Source organism: Breznakiella homolactica (genome assembly GCF_016616095.2).
GTDB classification, from domain to species: Bacteria; Spirochaetota; Spirochaetia; order Treponematales; family Breznakiellaceae; genus Breznakiella; species Breznakiella homolactica.
Map to the genome: position 1 here is coordinate 3143892 of NZ_CP067089.2, position 15899 is coordinate 3159790.

The 15899-nt window shown below is 47.7% G+C and carries 17 protein-coding genes; 6 read left to right on the top strand and 11 right to left on the bottom strand.

Annotated elements, in window-relative coordinates:
• The first annotated feature begins 61 nt into the window (after positions 1-61).
• Positions 62-550 (top strand): META domain-containing protein, encoded by a 489-nt coding sequence (locus JFL75_RS14160; RefSeq protein WP_215627326.1) that lies wholly within the window; start codon positions 62-64, stop codon positions 548-550.
• A 75-nt stretch (positions 551-625) separates the two neighbouring features.
• Here JFL75_RS14160 and JFL75_RS14165 read toward each other — a convergent pair whose 3' ends face one another.
• Entirely contained in the window at positions 626-1216 is a 591-nt protein-coding gene (locus JFL75_RS14165) for a nitroreductase family protein (RefSeq protein WP_215627327.1), read from the bottom strand.
• 249 nt (positions 1217-1465) lie between these two features.
• On the opposite strand from JFL75_RS14165, the gene JFL75_RS14170 reads away from it, so the two are divergent.
• From JFL75_RS14170 to JFL75_RS14190, 5 genes are all read left to right on the top strand, one after another.
• Positions 1466-1972: a ClbS/DfsB family four-helix bundle protein gene (locus JFL75_RS14170; protein WP_215627328.1), complete on the top strand. Its 507-nt coding sequence runs from the start codon at positions 1466-1468 to the stop codon at positions 1970-1972.
• Between the two features lie 442 nt (positions 1973-2414).
• A complete protein-coding gene (locus JFL75_RS14175) occupies positions 2415-4235 on the top strand; it encodes an FAD-dependent oxidoreductase (protein ID WP_215627329.1) in 1821 nt (606 codons plus the stop codon).
• 130 nt (positions 4236-4365) lie between these two features.
• The gene (gene trpB, locus JFL75_RS14180; RefSeq protein ID WP_215627330.1) at positions 4366-5574 is read left to right on the top strand and encodes a tryptophan synthase subunit beta; all 1209 of its coding nucleotides are present in this window, start codon (positions 4366-4368) and stop codon (positions 5572-5574) included.
• Positions 5575-5701: 127 nt separating this feature from the next.
• Complete coding sequence (locus JFL75_RS14185) at positions 5702-6223, top strand: hypothetical protein (protein ID WP_215627331.1); 522 nt, start codon at positions 5702-5704, stop codon at positions 6221-6223.
• A gap of 14 nt (positions 6224-6237) precedes the next feature.
• Complete coding sequence (locus tag JFL75_RS14190; RefSeq protein ID WP_215627332.1) at positions 6238-6789, top strand: hypothetical protein; 552 nt, start codon at positions 6238-6240, stop codon at positions 6787-6789.
• Positions 6790-6840: 51 nt separating this feature from the next.
• Here the strand turns inward: JFL75_RS14190 and JFL75_RS14195 are convergent, their stop codons facing one another.
• The 10 genes from JFL75_RS14195 to JFL75_RS14240 all read right to left on the bottom strand — a co-directional run bounded on the left by JFL75_RS14195 (position 6841) and on the right by JFL75_RS14240 (position 15841).
• Complete coding sequence (locus tag JFL75_RS14195) at positions 6841-8208, bottom strand: hypothetical protein (protein WP_215627333.1); 1368 nt, start codon at positions 8206-8208, stop codon at positions 6841-6843.
• A gap of 124 nt (positions 8209-8332) precedes the next feature.
• Positions 8333-8860: an NUDIX hydrolase gene (locus tag JFL75_RS14200; RefSeq protein WP_215627334.1), complete on the bottom strand. Its 528-nt coding sequence runs from the start codon at positions 8858-8860 to the stop codon at positions 8333-8335.
• 770 nt (positions 8861-9630) lie between these two features.
• Positions 9631-10404, bottom strand: a complete 774-nt coding sequence (locus JFL75_RS14205; RefSeq protein ID WP_215627335.1) for a glycerophosphodiester phosphodiesterase — start codon at positions 10402-10404, stop codon at positions 9631-9633.
• Between the two features lie 117 nt (positions 10405-10521).
• Positions 10522-11163 carry a hypothetical protein gene (locus JFL75_RS14210; protein ID WP_215627336.1) on the bottom strand — a complete coding sequence of 214 codons (642 nt, stop codon included), beginning with the start codon at positions 11161-11163 and terminating at the stop codon, positions 10522-10524.
• A 61-nt stretch (positions 11164-11224) separates the two neighbouring features.
• Positions 11225-11602 carry a hypothetical protein gene (locus JFL75_RS14215; RefSeq protein WP_215627337.1) on the bottom strand — a complete coding sequence of 126 codons (378 nt, stop codon included), beginning with the start codon at positions 11600-11602 and terminating at the stop codon, positions 11225-11227.
• Positions 11603-11907: 305 nt separating this feature from the next.
• On the bottom strand, positions 11908-13503 hold the full coding sequence (locus JFL75_RS14220) for a vWA domain-containing protein (RefSeq protein ID WP_215627338.1): 1596 nt from the start codon (positions 13501-13503) through the stop codon (positions 11908-11910).
• 106 nt (positions 13504-13609) lie between these two features.
• A complete protein-coding gene (locus tag JFL75_RS14225) occupies positions 13610-14467 on the bottom strand; it encodes a class I SAM-dependent methyltransferase (RefSeq protein WP_215627339.1) in 858 nt (285 codons plus the stop codon).
• Between the two features lie 62 nt (positions 14468-14529).
• Complete coding sequence (locus JFL75_RS14230) at positions 14530-15249, bottom strand: SH3 domain-containing protein (RefSeq protein WP_215627340.1); 720 nt, start codon at positions 15247-15249, stop codon at positions 14530-14532.
• 56 nt (positions 15250-15305) lie between these two features.
• Positions 15306-15665, bottom strand: a complete 360-nt coding sequence (locus JFL75_RS14235; RefSeq protein WP_215627341.1) for a hypothetical protein — start codon at positions 15663-15665, stop codon at positions 15306-15308.
• A gap of 11 nt (positions 15666-15676) precedes the next feature.
• The gene (locus JFL75_RS14240; RefSeq protein ID WP_215627342.1) at positions 15677-15841 is read right to left on the bottom strand and encodes a hypothetical protein; all 165 of its coding nucleotides are present in this window, start codon (positions 15839-15841) and stop codon (positions 15677-15679) included.
• Positions 15842-15899 lie beyond the last annotated feature (58 nt).

Sequence of the window (15899 nt, forward strand, 5' to 3'; positions counted from 1 at the left end):
TTTTTACAGCCGGAAGTATCCGAATTTCAAGTTAAAAAGCGTATCAATGCAAGGAGAAATTATGCGTTCAATTGGTAAAATTCTTATTTCCGCGGCTGCCGCTGCCTTGGTTTTTGCGTCCTGCGCAAGCGGGCCCTCCGCCGGAAAGACTACGGTCAATTTCAGCGAAATCCAGGGGAAGGAATGGAAGCTCGTGGAAGTCAAAGATCCCGCCGTTCCGATAACGCTGAACCGGTCCAAAATGGAGTCCGATAGCATGGGCAATATGTACACCATTGAATTCCTGACGGACGGGAAAATCAGCGGCACCGGTGCGCCGAACCGGTATTTCGGACCCTATGAACTCGGTGACGGACAGGCGATCAAATTCGGGAATGTGGCCAGTACCCTCATGGCAAATATCGTGGATCCCTTCGGTCTCAGGGAATACCAGTACTTCACCTACCTCGGCAGCGTAACCCGGTGGAACGTGAACGGCAAGGGGCAGCTCGAACTGTACACTGCCAATTCCGCCGGCACGGAAACCGTGCTGGTATTTTCGGATAAATAACCATCCCCTGACCCTCCCCCGGGCGGGTCAGGCAGAAAAAAGGCTGTTCCGTCAAAAGGAACAGCCTTTTTTAATTCAGTACCAATTCCATTTGTTTTCGCGTTTTCCCGATGAGGCGGCGCTTTTCGCGTCAACCGTATCGGATTTTCCCACCAGAACAAGCTCCATGGGAACGTACCCTTCGGGGATACTGAAACGCGAGAAATCCGCTGCCGCCAGTGCCCGGGCGGGCTGACCGAACATGTGGGTCCCGTATCCCATAGCCTTTGCCGCCAGTGAAAAATAACCGTATGAGATTCCCATATCAACGGTACTCCCGTTCTGGGGAACACTGATTATAAGCAGTACGGTCCCCCGGGTCGGTTTAATCTGCGGGGTGGTGGCCAGCTTCATCTGTTCATTGTAATCGGTCACCACGGTATACCAGTATTTCTGGGTGCTCGATCCGTTTTCGGGTTTCATGGCCGCTTTGAGCATGGTCTCGATTTCGTTTTTCGTCGGCTGGGTACTGTTCGCGTCGAAAGTCAGGATCGTATCTTCCGTTGAGAGTATCCACCGGGGAATATCCATCCCGGATGTACCGGCTTGACCAGTTGATTTTGCCGTACATCCCGGAATGCTGAAAACCAATACCGCTGCCGCGATAAAAACTCCAAATCTTCTCATTTCTTTACTCCTTCCGAGTGTTTTAGTTAACTATACTGACGGCGATTCCCCGTGAACAAGCGAAATTTTGTGCTGAGATGGATTTTATGCGATAAAACCAGTATAAATCTGAATAATATACTATGAACTCCGGATGCAGGGTTTTTATTATGTATCTGTGCCTCAAAGAATTTATAAATGGTTTTATATCATGACATTCGGTGTCATGTTATATGTGGTATTCTGAAAAAAATCAGAAAGGAGATTAGTATGCCGAGACCGACCAATAAAACGGAACTCCTGGCCCTCAGTGACGAAAATCTGGAAAAACTTCTGGTGTTTATCGATTCGATTCCCGGAGATATGCGGGAAAAAACGTATGAACTGAATGAACGGGACAGGACCATCAGCGATGTGGTCTGCCATCTCCACGAATGGCACAACCTGATGGAACACTGGTATACCGTGGGCATGTCCGGAAAAAAGCCGGCGATTCCCGGAGAGGGATATACCTGGCAGACCCTGCCGGCGTTCAACCGGAAGATCTGGGAACGGTACAAGGATACCGGGTTAAAAGAGGCCATTGCCCTGCTTAAGAAGAGCCATAAAAAAATAATGAAGCTTATCGAAAAACACAGCAATGAAGAGCTCTTTACGAAAAAGCAGTACCCCTGGACGGGAACCACATCCCTGGGGGCGTATTTTATCTCCAGCACTTCCAGCCATTACGACTGGGGCCTTAAAACTATCAAGCCTATAAAAAAGCTTATTGCATAGGCGGGGAAGCGCAGAGTCTGACAAGCCGGAAAGCACCCGAGGAGTACCGGGGCCGCGGGTCCTGTCGTATAAAAATGGGTTTGGCTCCTCAGCGGCCTACGGCCTCGAAAGTCGCTCAAACCCATTTTTATACGCCACCCGGCGTTACTAGTCCTGCCCGGGTGCTTTCCGGCTTAACCGGCTCGGTGCTGCCCTACGTGGGGGCTGCTCCCTCACCCAGCCGGCACAGAAGCATGGTGTAAAAAGGTACCGCGGGGTGTCGGGTAAAAGGGTGAAGGAGCGACTTTCGAGACCTTTAGGTCGACGAGGAGCCCTTCATCCTTTTACCCGACGGGACCCGCAGAATTGCTATATCCATGCTTCTGTACCGGGCGCCCTGCGCTTTACATGGTTTTCTCTATAACCTATAATTTTAATAATCTATTATTTTTGAGGGGATTGTATGCGTACAATTGCTAAAAACATCGGTACCGCCCTGCTTGCCATGGCGGTACTTATCGGCTGCGGTACGGCACCATCCAAGGGGCCGTCCTATGATTTTACTCCGGGTACCTATGAAGGCGAAGGCCAGGGCTTCGGCGGGCCGGTAAAAATTACGGTTACGGTCAGCAGTGACCGCATCGAATCGATTACCATCACCGAACACAGTGAAACTCCCGGTATCGGCAGTGTCGCTGTGGAGCAGCTGCCGGGGAAGATTATTGAGGCCCAGTCCCTGGGAATCGACGCGATCTCCGGCTGCACGGTAACGAGTAACGCCATATTCAGCGGCGTCAAGGCTGCCCTGGCTTCATCCGGAGTCAACCTGACCCAGCTTACAGCGGCGCCTTCAAAGGCCGGAGCTGCCCGGGGACAGAGCATTGATATGAACGCCCAGTATGTGGTGGTCGGAGCCGGAGGCGCCGGGCTGACCGCCGCCATCGCCGCGGCCCAGCAGGGCGTCCAGGTACTGGTGCTGGAAAAGATGACCTACCCCGGAGGCGCCACAGCCATGTCCGGAGGGGGAACCGCCGCCACCGGATCGAAGTGGCAGAAAGCCGCCGGGGTTACCGATACGCCGGAATGGCTTTTTATGGATATGCTTTTAAACGGCCATTTCTACAATGATCCCCGGACAACCTGGCTTTTCGCCAATACCGCGGGCCCTTCCTTCGACTGGCTGGTGGATCCTGCCGGCGCGGCGGTGCCCTACAGCGACAGGCTCAGCGGCCCCTCGGCGGAACACCGGGTGGGACGGTCTTATTCCGCGGTGGGCGGCGGTCCCGGTATGGTGGATGCCCTGGTAAAGCGGGCCGAAGCCGTGGGGGTGGAGTTTATGTATTCCACCAGGGCGGAGGAATTAATTGTTGAAAACGGCAGAATCACCGGCGTTATTGCCGGCGACGGCGCGGGCAACCGCTACCGGATCACCGCCGGCGCGGTGCTTCTGGCAACCGGCGGTTACGGGGCCAACGACAAATACGTCCCCGCGGAAGTCCGGAAGCTCCCCTATGCCGGATCGGTGTCCGCCACCGGAGACGGCCTCGAGATGGCTATAGCTGCCGGAGCAGCCACCTTCAATCTCGATAAAATCAACATCCAGCCCCACAGCATCAGGCTTCCCGACGGACGTGGCCAGCATACGTTCCAGGGGTGCCGGTATGTGTACTCCAGCACCGGCGGTATCCTGGTTTCCCAGGACGGAGTCCGGATCGTCAATGAGAACGCTTCTAATTACGACATCCTCCAGGCCATGCTGCCCCAGAAGCAGTGTTTTATGATTATGGACGATCCGACCTATAAACAGTACATCCAGACCGCCATTGCGTCGCGGAACTTTACCCAGGCCCAGGCGGACGAATGGCTTGCGGCGAACGGCACCATGACCCCGATTTTCGCTTCCGGGGACACCCTGGAAGCCCTGGCCCGCACCATCGGTGCGCCTCCGGCGGCACTGGCCGGCACCGTTGCGAACTACACCAAGTATGTGGCTGCCGGAAAGGACCCGGATTTCGGCAGGACCCCGGCGAAAGCCCTGTCCTCAAGCGGTCCCTATTACGCGGTGGCCATGGATCTCCGGTATTACGCTACCCTGGGGGGAATCCGTATCAACGAGCTGCTGGAGGTGGTGGATTCCAGCGATAAAACCCTGCCGGGACTGTATGCCGCCGGGGAAATCGTAGCCGGTGTGAACGGCGATATCTATACCAGTTCCACCTGTGTGGGCTGGGCGGTAACCAGCGGGTACCAGGCGGGACTCCAGGCCGCGAAGGCGCTTAAATAGCGATTCATTTCTTAATTGCAGCAATCGGGGCTGTCCGGGAAATATTCCGGCAGCCCCGTTATTTTTTATTTGTGTTTCTATTGACAGAAACAGATCTGCCATATATGATGTTTCTTCAAGGAGAAACATCATGGGCAATTACTTTAAGGATTTTCCAGACGGAAAAGGATATTTCGGTGAATACGGCGGATCATACGTACCGGAGGTGCTTCAGCGGGAAATGGATAAGATCAATGACGCGTACTTTTCCATAAGCAAATCCCATGAATTTATTTCCGAACTCCGGAATATACGGAAACATTTCCAGGGCCGGCCAACGCCGGTGTATTTCTGCAAAAACCTTTCAAACCGCTGCGGCGGACGGATTTATCTTAAACGGGAAGATCTCAACCATACCGGAGCGCATAAGCTTAACCATTGCATGGGAGAAGGTCTCCTGGCAAAGTATATGGGCAAGAAAAGGCTGATCGCCGAAACCGGCGCCGGCCAGCACGGTGTGGCCCTGGCAACGGCGGCGGCGTATTTCGGGCTGGAATGCGAGATCCACATGGGCGAGGTCGACATAGCCAAGGAACATCCCAATGTGGTCCGGATGCGGCTTCTGGGGGCCGAGGTTGTCCCCGTTTCAAAAGGACTCAAGACACTGAAGGAAGCGGTGGACTCGGCCTTTGAGGCGTATCTCCAGGATCCTGAAAACACGATTTACTGTATCGGAAGTGTCATGGGCCCCCACCCGTTCCCCATGATGGTCAGGGATTTCCAGCGGGTGGTCGGCATTGAAGCCCGGGAACAGTTTTTTGACATGACCGGGGAACTCCCCGACACGGTCACCGCCTGTGTGGGCGGCGGCTCCAACGCCATGGGGATTTTTTCCGGATTCCTGGATGACGAAGCGGTCCGCCTGATGGGGGTCGAACCCGCGGGCCGTTCCCTGAAAATCGGGGACCATGCCGCGAGTCTCACCTTCGGCAAACCCGGAGTCCTTCACGGATCGAAGAATTACATGCTCCAGGATGAAGCGGGAGAACCCCAGCCGGTATATTCCATCGCCAGCGGTCTGGATTACCCCGGGTCCGGCCCGGAACACTGTATGCTCAAGGATCTTGGCCGGGTGGAATACACCACCGCGGATGATGAGGAATGTCTGAATGCGTTTTATACCCTTTCCCGGGTGGAGGGAATCATCCCTGCCCTGGAGAGTTCCCATGCCCTGGCCTACGCCATGAAGTACGCGGAGCAAAATCCCCGCAAATCAATTCTGGTTAATCTTTCCGGCCGGGGAGACAAGGATATTGATTTTGTTGTTGAGAATTACGGGGTCAGGGAAATAGCAGAGTAATTGAATCCCTACTCATCAGCGGCAGCGTACCCGCAGTATGCAGAAGGATCCATATACTGCGGGCACCCTGGGATTTATTGCACCTTTCACTGATTAACGGTACTCTGAGAACAGTGCGGAGGTGTTTATGAAGAACCATTATCCTGTGATCTGCATCCTGCTTTCAGTTTTCCTGGCAGGATGCGCGGCCGTGCCTGACGCGGTCTCGGATAATTCAACCATGTTAGTCGGGGAAGTGTACTTTACCGGAAAAAACCTCACCGGAACACCGTCATTAAACAGCGGATTATCAAAGAATGCCACGGAAGTAACCATCGCCGATGGTAACGGAAATGAGTATCTGCTCAAGACTGACCGGGCCGGAATATTTTACCTGCCCAATATCCAGGAGGGTCCGTACTATTTAGTAAAACTGCTCAAGCGGTCCGACCGGGGCGGATGGGTTTCCGTTACCCTTAATCCCCGGTTTGAGTTTCCCGTAACCGGCGGAAGAGTCAACAATGCCGGCAGAATTGAATGGCACAGGGATGGTAAAAAATCAAGCTTTACCTATAGTGAGACCTATGAACCGGTTAAAAGCGATTTTGGAAAAAGATATAAAAAATCAAACTGGAATACCATGTCCTGGGTAAATGTGCCGCTGAAATAATAATCATTCAAATTATGGCAGGAAATACAATTCAAAGGAAACGCTATACAAATACTATAAAACTCAATCTGGCGGACGAAACCCAAATATTTGATCCTTTTTCAATCTCACCGAAAGGATTTCTCAGTATCAGCGGTACGGCGGCTGATGAAAATTTAAGAATCAATAATGAAATAATCGAATACTTGAAACGTGAAATAGAGTACATCCCAATCATTAACAATTTAAGTATAGAGATAGAAATGCCCCCGCAGAAAACAGAAATTTTAAAACAGTTAATCAATAAAAAATTAAGGCGGGAAATCGATAACCTCCTGAAAGAGAATAAGCGGAAAAAGAGGACCGCGGGTATATTAACTTTTTTTGGATTGGCTGTATTTTCAATATACACTATAGTACCGTATTTTAGGGACAGAGCGGCCCTTAATGAACTGTTTGTAATAATGAGCTGGGTGCTGATATGGCGCGCGGTGGAATTATTCTTTTTCGAAAGGGCCGGAAATAATCTTAAAAGAAGAAGGCTTTTACAAATCTATTCAGCGGATTATAAAAGAAAAAACCCCTGAACCCGGCGGCCGGTATACCAGGCTGCCGGGTCCCGCGGCGTTAGGTAAGCCTTACTGGTCAGTATTCTGCTGATTCACGGTTTTGTATTTTTTTGTATCGGGATCCCATACATAGGTATTCCAGGCCAGTTCCAGATACTCATCATCAATAATTTCCAGTATGGTAAATCCGTTTCCGGTATATTCCGCGGGCGGAAATATTGATTCAAAATTGATGAACACGGGAACCGCGCACAGTTCTTCAAAAATATTTGCCGGGGTATTAAATCCGTAAACACAAAAAACATAGCCAACATTCTGATTCTGTGAGAATAACGCTATTTCATTAATCCCATCATGATTAAAATCACCCATTGAGATTGCTTCGTTTCCAAGGATGGTTCCGCCTATTTTTTCCATTAACGCCTGCTTGTGATGTAAAAGCAGCGCGATTTGCCCGCAGAAAAAACTGCCGGTGATTTTTTGATTTTCATCAAAGGTATACAAATAAAAAATTTGGCCTTTCTGATTATTCCAGCATACGAGAAATGTCAGCAAATCCGGGATTACATTGTCCGCCGCCGCGATTGCGGATATATTCATGAGGTCGGTGATCTTCATGGAAGTATTTTCAAATCCGTAAAAGTCACTCTGGTATTTTTCAATCTCATTCCGGTAGTACTCAACCGGGAAAACCATCCGCGCCGTGTTTTCATTTTTGCGGGAGGATTCCCGGTTATGGGTATTGCCGGATGATTCTCCGGCGGCCGCGTATTTTTCCGCGTTAGTAAAGAATTCGTTGGGTATGGCCAGATCAACACCCAGTACGGCGTTTAATCCGTTGATTTTGCCTATATGCTTGGCAATGGTTACGAACATTCTCCCCGAAAAGTAATCCTCATAGTATTCCGTTGCGACCGCCGCCCCATCCGCGTCCATGGCCAGTATATACCAATACCGTTCCGTTGGGTTCCAATTACCGTCGGGGATCCAGCCATCGCTGAAGACAGCGGTATTATCGGAAAAAGCGACGTATACTATTCCTCCATCGGTTTTATCATTGGCAAACCTGACGCATGCATCTTCAACGGCTTTTTTGGTATCAAGTATAATTAGCGTACTGCCGATTTCATCAAGTAATTTCTTCTGGCTGTCCAGCCAACTGTCGTACGCGGCCGCGTTTTTTATTTCCGCGCTGTTTATCGAATAATCTATTTTTAAGCCGCCGTTTTTTACTTCCAGATCATCCTCAAGTATTTTGATTTCCACATCATGCTTTGACGGAAACCAATGGTCATATTCATTTACCGTTATTTCCGCTTCAATGGTATCATTCCTGAAATATATCTTCTCAAAATCCCCTATTACCGCGTCTGTCCAATAATACTGCCAGCCGGCTTTTAATTCAAAGTCATGAGTAATGTTTTCTCTGTCCGTCACCAGCAGTACGGCGTTACTTGGGCCATTCAGAATTTCCAGTGACTTTCTGCATGGGACAGAAAAACAGCCGGATACTGTCAGGCACAATACAGTCAGAGAAAAAAGCATTACACAGGTCCCCGTTTTATTTGCCACTGCGAATTTCCTTTTTATGGTCCCCGGTGCCGCAGTATTTTTCCAGGGTTCCGATATGCATTGGATAAAACATTTCTTTGTTTTCCAGGAGTTTTTTCAATTCCCGCTTTTTTATCCACCGTATGTTTTTTGACTCATCGCTTTCTTTTTGTACGGACCAGCCGTTCTGTACGGTACACAAAAATATCTGGACAATTACCGGATAATACCCTTCCAGATTCTGAGCGTTGCTGTATGTTTCATAGCTTAATACTTTGTATCCGTTTTTTTCTATAACCGCGGATTGGGCTTCTCCGTCAATTTTTGCAACAGTTAATCCCGTCTCCTCAAATATTTCTCTGCGCAGACAATCATAGATATTTTCGTATTCCCGTACTTTGCCGGCGGGTATTTCTATCAGGCCCTTTTCAGCCTCAAAATCATTCTTCACCCTATCCTGGATCAGGATATATTCTTCCCCGTTTTTTTCCGTAACAATAATTCCGCCCGCCGCGGGGATAGAAAATCTTTCCTTCATTATTTCTCCTGATTTTTCAGATGCCGGGTCGAGGCCGCACACGTTTTGCCGGTTTAATCATATTAAAAAAGTATTATGCCAAATAACTCGAACGCGATTTTATAGCTCGCGAATACTAGTATCACCGGTATTATCAGTAATTGATAATATTTTGTCTTCTTCTTCAGCGCGTATCCTTTAATAATACATAACAGCGGCAGTAATATAAAGTTAGCTTTCCAAATGGACGTAAAATATTCAAAACTATGTATTGACATGACAATGGTAAACAGCAAATACAGACTATTAATTGCGGTCAGTATTATTCCCGCAGGCAGCTTATTTTTCCAAAAGATATGTAAATACTTCAGATTAAAAAATATGGGTGTTATGAATAACGTCAAGAATGTCATGAATAATGATCGCTGGAGTATATATTTTCTGTACGCAATATCACTGTTCTCAATGGTCCCGGTATTATTATTTTCTATCGGAAATGTTTTCTTTAAATTAAGCGCGATGCGTTCGTCTTCATCCCTGACATATACGCGGATCGGTCCGACTATTAAATCATCGCCGGTATATAATTTTGACCCGCCGAATAAGTTTTGAACATCCAGATTTTTTATAAAATACGGAATGGTATGTCTCTGTAATATTTCCGCAAACTGCAGCGCGCGGGTTTCACTGTTTGTTGAAAATACGCATTTTTCCATCAAGCCCTGCCTGCTATTCGAGTCTGTTTATTATTACCGGACAGCCATATTGGTACGCCTCCGCGGGATATACCGCTAGCCACTGTCCAGCTCTTCGGGGTTATCAATGGTGAACGTATCAATACCGTACGACATTAATCTTTTTGCCGTTCCGAGATTCTGCCCTGTCCCCCAGGCGCCGCAGATAAACCCGGTGGCTTTTACTTTTTCGATTATTTCTTTCGCCTTAATCCTTGGTCCGCATAATAGTATTGCCGTGACATTGCGGGAAGCCGCTTTTTCCAATATGCCGTCAATTTCATCTTCGGAATAATTCGGCAGCGCGTCCGGATTCGCAGAAACCAACGCCGTTAAATCGGCCGTTCCTTCACTGCCGTCTTCCTGCTCCGGCTTTACGATCCATCCAACGGGTATACCGCTGTTGTGTTCTTTGATTTCCCGGATCATCTCCAAATCAAAAGAAGTCAGAATATAATTTTTAAGGGCGCTGAGCTTTTCCGGGAGCGTATGAACCGTTTCTTTGTTGTTTCCTTTTATATGGATCTGCTGGAAAATATGGCCAGGGATTATTTCCTGAATTTCTTTAAAAGACGCCGCGCGGCAAGGCCCGTATTTCTCATTTCCGGTATTGATTTTTTCCAGCTCCGGCCATGACAGATTATCAATATCGAGGTTATGCTCTTTTAGTAACCGGGGCTCGATAAGCACGATTCTTCGGTCTTCGCAATAGGCGACATCGTATTCGATGGCCTGTGCCCCGTAACCGACGGCCCATTGTATGGTCAGCAGGCTATTCGGCGGATACCCCAGTGATCTGCCGCCGCCTCTATGATAAACAGGTATACTCATTTATTTCTCTTAAAAAGCTTTCCCGCCCGGACCAATTTGTTCCGGACGGGAATTATGGAAAAGTACTGATTTTAAAATGATAAGCTATAGATCTTTTATCCGTCTACCCGGATAAAGTTAAAAGGCGTAATAGTCGTCGTGGTTAAAACTTGCCCGGCCATTTTCCCAAACAAACTGCCTTTCACTCCCGTCTGAACTATTAATAATCTTATTCAACCTACCGTTTCCATCATATTCCCGGGTTGTTCTTATGTTTCCGTCCGAATCTGTCGTGGTGGTCCGTTTCCCTGAGCGGTCGTATTGGAAATCATAAGCAGATCGTAATATGTCAGGAGCATTATATCTTTCCTGTCGGATTTTTCTTCCGTCATCAAAAAAATAATGTGTATATGCCAATAACGTCCCATCTGAAATACTTACCTCATTTAATCTTGTTAAAACATTATCGCTGTCATATTCATACTGTGCTTCGCCTATTTTAGAATTGAACTCATTATAATATTCTTCTTTAATGCGCTGACCCCGCGCATTGTTGGTATAGACATTCACACTAGTAAGTTCGCCTGAGGAAGTATCTAATGTTTCAGTTCTTGATAGAGAGCCATTGTCGTTGTAGTAATAGACCCACTGCCGCGATGTTGATGGTTCAGTCTGTGTTTTAATTCTCATCGGACCGCCACCTGAGCCGCTGCCTGAGTCGCAGCTTCCAATAAAAAGAGCCAGCAGCAGTATCAAACCGGTCTTTATTATTTTTCGCATAATCATCTCCAAAGAATTGATTTCCACCGTTATATCAATGGTATACAAAAAACGCGGATGGTTATTCTTTTATCCACGTACCATTAAACCCCGATGTATTGGAATTGGGATAAGAAAAATCAGAAATGGTCAGAGTTTTTTTATCACCTGATAATTTAACTGTAGCCGTAGCCGTAATTGATGGAGACCAATTAAAGCTTATAATATCTCCATTTAATGAATAATCCCTGGTATATTGAACCGCACCCGAATATTCATAACTGTACGTTGTTTCAGCAAATATAAGTTTAGTTGATGAAGTACCCTCCTTTGCCCACGTTCCCCGCAATGAGCTCGTTGTGACTTTACTGGAAGACGTTGAACCATTATCACATCCCAAAAGCACGGTTAACGACACTAAACACGCGATTCCAACCAGCGCCAATTTCCACTTCTTCATTGTAGCCTCCTTTAGGTGAAAAAGATTGATATCCTTGTACCGTGATTATACCACCGTATTCCTTTTTTTCCGGCTTTTTTAGATTTTTCCCTGGGAAATGATATATTAAATTCTTTAACGTTAAAGAAATCGAAACCGTGCGAGTAAGTTGACGATACCAATGTGAAATGAGTATCTGCCCAAAACGGACAGCTTCCAATGCCGCCAATTTTCGGGACAAAGCTAACGCAGCCGGTGAATGAGTCCGCAATGCCGGCAGCGTTAACTTTGTCCCGGGGAAAGTCATCTTCCCCAAACATAAGCGGTTATTTTTTCGTCTTTGTCTGTATGGATTCCGCTTCATCAAGCAGTGTTAAAAAACCGCCGCGGTACCCGTCGGCATCGTCGCCTTTGGACTGCCGGGCCATATCCCTGACCAGACTGTACGTTGCGGTTCCTTTATACGGACTGTCCCGTAACAGCATACCAAAGGCGGCGACCGAGGCCGCGAAAGTAAAATCATCGGACGCTGTGTTTTCTGCAGCTATGGAATCCGTTTTTACCGGAAAACTGATAAATTCGCTTACCGTCTCATTGGGATTTTTATACCGCATCTTTACCGTTAAAAGCTCATCCCAATACTGGTTTGCGGGTTGTTTAGCATTCGGTACTGAATATTTAAGGGGATCAACCTGTGGCAGACTATCCGCTTCCCGGCCGGGAGGGATCAGTTCATAAAACGCGGTGACCCTGTGGCCGGCGCCTATATCGCCCGCGTCCACCGTGTCGTCATTAAATTCCTCCGACCGCATTACCCTGTTCTCGTAGCCGATCAGCCGGTAGGCGCCGACAAGCGACGGATTGAATTCAACCTGAATTTTTACGTCGCTGGCTATGGTGATAAGTGTTCCGTCCAGCTGTTTTACGAGCATCTTCTCGGCTTCTTCCATGGTATCGATATACCCGTAATTTCCGTTTCCTTTCGACGCTAACTGTTTGAGCATTCCGTCTTTATAATTATACATACCGAAACCGAGTACCGTTAACGAAACGCCGGTTTTGGCTTTTTCCTCGATAAGATCGGTAAGGTCGCTGCGGTTTGAAATGCCGACATTAAAATCTCCGTCGGTGCACAGAATTACCCTGTTAACGCCGCTGGGATCGAAATTTTCCTCGGCGAGTTTATAGGCAAGCTGTATTCCCGCGCCTCCCGCGGTGGAACCTCCCGCGGAGAGTTTACTGAAAGACGCCAGTATGCGTTCCTTATTGTCACAGCTTGTGGGCGGAAGCACCACCCCCGCCGCGCCGGCATACACGCAGATCGCGACCCGGTCCGTTCCTTTCAGCTCATTGAGAAGGGCTTCCATCGCCGATTTAACCAGGGGCAGCTTATTGGGTTCATCCATGGAGCCCGATACATCCAGCAGGAAAACCAGGTTTACCTTCGGACGCTGCCCGGCGGGGAATTCTTTTCCTTTAACGGCGATCCTGGTTAAGAGATGATCCGTATTCCAGGGGCATTCCGCTGTTTCGGTATAGACCGCAAAGGGAGCACCGCTGTCAGGCGGCGGGTAATCGTAGTCAAAATAGTTTACCAGTTCTTCTATCCGGATGGCCGATTTCGGAGGCATTGAGCCATTCGATATGTACCGCCGCGCAATAGCGTACCCGGCGGTATCGACATCAATTGAAAACGTCGACAGCGGATTATTCTTCACGAGAAGGAAGGGGTTATCTTCAATGTGGTCAAAACCTTCCGTATTGAATTCTTCCTCCCCGTCAATTGTGTCAAACACCACATTGGCCGCGTACATTGAAGCGTAATCGGCCTCTTCATAGAGCGCTGTTTTCGGCGAATAGGAAGAACACGCGGAAAGAATGAACACCGCCAGAATGGTTTTCAGTAATTTCAAATTCTTCATATTAACCTCTTCCATGCTAAAAAATTGAAATCCGTGTACCGTGATTATATCACCGCATCCCGTTTTTTCCGGGGTTTTTGGGTTTCCCTTGGGAAACTGTGATCTGTCAGCGGAAACCTATACCCTTCGGAACATTGTTCTTTACCGTATATACGCAGATAAAATCCATGGAATTACGGCCGCACGCGTCCTTCCGCATGGATGAATAAAAGCCCGTTTGTCCCAGCGGCAGATCATGGTGCAGCGTACAAGCGAAGCCGTAATCGACGGAGCCTATCGTAAAATCGTCCGCCGCTGTCTCTTCCACAAAGCCGTTCATCCAATTTATATCACGCAGCTTCAGCCGGTACTTAGTAACTTCCCCATTGTCACTGAGGAATTCATTAAATCCGATAACCATCCTGTCTTTGACGGGAACGTGTTTATACAGCGACTCAATGTAGCTGACGGCGGAATTATAAAAGGCGATTCCATTCAGGGTTTCAGGCGTGGTTGACAGCCTTTTCTTTGAGTCAAAAAGGGTGATGATTATTACCGTTCCGTCATGGCTGTACTCTAAGGTTCTTCTGAGCTGATCTTTTATGGAACTTCTGGGAAGGCATTGAATTGACTGGCCCGGGTACAAAATTAAATCGTATTTTTTATCGGATTGAAATTCTTCCATTGGAGACTTAATTATATTGATGCTCTTTGTATACGTCACCGCGCCGCTCAGATAGGCAATCTTTTTTCTGAATTCATCCAGCATCTGATCCGATATATCCACACAATCAAACCGGGTTTTTCTTGAGAATCTTGCCAGCTCTAATGATATTTGCCCGGTTCCGCATCCAAGCTCCAGGACATCGTAATTCTTTTTCAAGAAGTTTTTGTAAAAGCCTATTCTTTCCGGGTTGATGGGATTCAGATAATCGTAGTATTTAGCGGTCGCCTCATACCAGTTCATTTTGTTTTCTTGGGGCATATCGGCGGATCCCTCCGGATTAATCGTCTCGTGCGTTTGCTTAGCCAAATGAGGCGGTTATTTTACGGCGGGGATAAATACATTTCGATAACATCCTGAGGAGTCCGGTACTTTGCCCCGCCCCGTTCAACCGTCGTATACCCGCCGAATATCCAGCCGGTTCTGCCCTGGCTGTCTTTTATTTTTATCCAATGATCGGTTATGCCGTCAATGGCGGCTTCCTCTTCGATTATGGCAGTGGTGGTAACATTCTCCCAGGGGTTCAGCTGAAAGAGCACTTTCCCGGATAACCCGGGGTTATCCCGCGCGTTTAACCGGGTCGTCGAACTTAATCCCTGTTCCAGTTTTCTCGCCGTCAGTTTCTTTCCGTCCAGGGTTATTGTTTCCAGAATTGACCACACCCCGTTACTGTAAGGATTATAATATCCGCTGGTTTCTATCCAGCCGGTTCTGTTTTGATCATCCCGGATTTTTATCCACAGTTCAAAATCATCGGTTCTCTGTTCGCAATACGCGATCGCTTCCGTAGAAACACGCATAGGATAGCTTAAGACAAAGAGCGCTTTGCCGCCTGTTTCTCCGAGATTTTCATAAGCGGTAAAACTTTCCCACCCAATCTCGTTATCCGGGGTTTCATGTTTCGTAATTACCCAATTTTTGCCGTTTATGGTTTTTGTTTCCAGTATTGTACCGTTCCCGCCATTGTAAGGGCCGGTCAGGGATTGCGCATAAACAGAAAAAGCCCCAAGATACAGAACGCAAAAAAGCAGTAGCTTTTTCATCGCCGCACTCCTTATGTCAATATTATATCCCATGAAGTGAAAAATCGTAAACGCGCCTAGAATTTAATAAACGTGCTGTTGTATTCCAGTGAATCAAAAACTATCCAGACGCCGTTTTCTTCTTTTAGCCAGATAATCAATCTCTTGCTGAATTTTTCCCACACTAACCTTCGTACCGCTGCTCCGACCCGTAATTCCGCTTCGCTGAAATATAACGCAAAATGGGGTTCTATTTCTGAATACTGATCAAGGTCATCGGTAACGGTATATATGGTGTCATAGTCCGGGAGTCCGTTTTTTTCTATTACCCCGTCATAGGTGTAATTATTATACGCGCCTTCTTTGGGCACGGAAAAACATGAAGTCAGCAATACAATTGCGGCTATACCCGCCGGCAGAAATTTCTTTTTACTCATACATTCCCAGTTCAAAAATCCCTGAAATAATTCTTTAAATGAATTAAACGGCATTGATCTTTTTTCCGATTGTGTGGGCAGGTTAATTCTTCAGGACCGCTTCCAATAATGGGATTGATCGATTCAGCTTTTTTAATCTGATAAGCGGTTCCCAAAGCGGTTCCATCTTCTTCCATCCAAAGGCGTACGCAAAATTGGATAGTTTCTTGCCGTCATACTATCCTTGGGTCTTTA

Coding starts and splice junctions, on each gene's coding strand:
- JFL75_RS14160 (WP_215627326.1), top strand. CDS start 62: ATGCGTTCAATTGGTAAAATTCTTATTTCCGCGGCTGCCGCTGCCTTG.
- JFL75_RS14165 (WP_215627327.1), bottom strand. CDS start 1,216: ATGAGAAGATTTGGAGTTTTTATCGCGGCAGCGGTATTGGTTTTCAGC.
- JFL75_RS14170 (WP_215627328.1), top strand. CDS start 1,466: ATGCCGAGACCGACCAATAAAACGGAACTCCTGGCCCTCAGTGACGAA.
- JFL75_RS14175 (WP_215627329.1), top strand. CDS start 2,415: ATGCGTACAATTGCTAAAAACATCGGTACCGCCCTGCTTGCCATGGCG.
- trpB (WP_215627330.1), top strand. CDS start 4,366: ATGGGCAATTACTTTAAGGATTTTCCAGACGGAAAAGGATATTTCGGT.
- JFL75_RS14185 (WP_215627331.1), top strand. CDS start 5,702: ATGAAGAACCATTATCCTGTGATCTGCATCCTGCTTTCAGTTTTCCTG.
- JFL75_RS14190 (WP_215627332.1), top strand. CDS start 6,238: ATGGCAGGAAATACAATTCAAAGGAAACGCTATACAAATACTATAAAA.
- JFL75_RS14200 (WP_215627334.1), bottom strand. CDS start 8,860: ATGAAGGAAAGATTTTCTATCCCCGCGGCGGGCGGAATTATTGTTACG.
- JFL75_RS14205 (WP_215627335.1), bottom strand. CDS start 10,404: ATGAGTATACCTGTTTATCATAGAGGCGGCGGCAGATCACTGGGGTAT.
- JFL75_RS14210 (WP_215627336.1), bottom strand. CDS start 11,163: ATGCGAAAAATAATAAAGACCGGTTTGATACTGCTGCTGGCTCTTTTT.
- JFL75_RS14215 (WP_215627337.1), bottom strand. CDS start 11,602: ATGAAGAAGTGGAAATTGGCGCTGGTTGGAATCGCGTGTTTAGTGTCG.
- JFL75_RS14220 (WP_215627338.1), bottom strand. CDS start 13,503: ATGAAGAATTTGAAATTACTGAAAACCATTCTGGCGGTGTTCATTCTT.
- JFL75_RS14225 (WP_215627339.1), bottom strand. CDS start 14,467: ATGCCCCAAGAAAACAAAATGAACTGGTATGAGGCGACCGCTAAATAC.
- JFL75_RS14230 (WP_215627340.1), bottom strand. CDS start 15,249: ATGAAAAAGCTACTGCTTTTTTGCGTTCTGTATCTTGGGGCTTTTTCT.
- JFL75_RS14235 (WP_215627341.1), bottom strand. CDS start 15,665: ATGAGTAAAAAGAAATTTCTGCCGGCGGGTATAGCCGCAATTGTATTG.
- JFL75_RS14240 (WP_215627342.1), bottom strand. CDS start 15,841: ATGGAAGAAGATGGAACCGCTTTGGGAACCGCTTATCAGATTAAAAAA.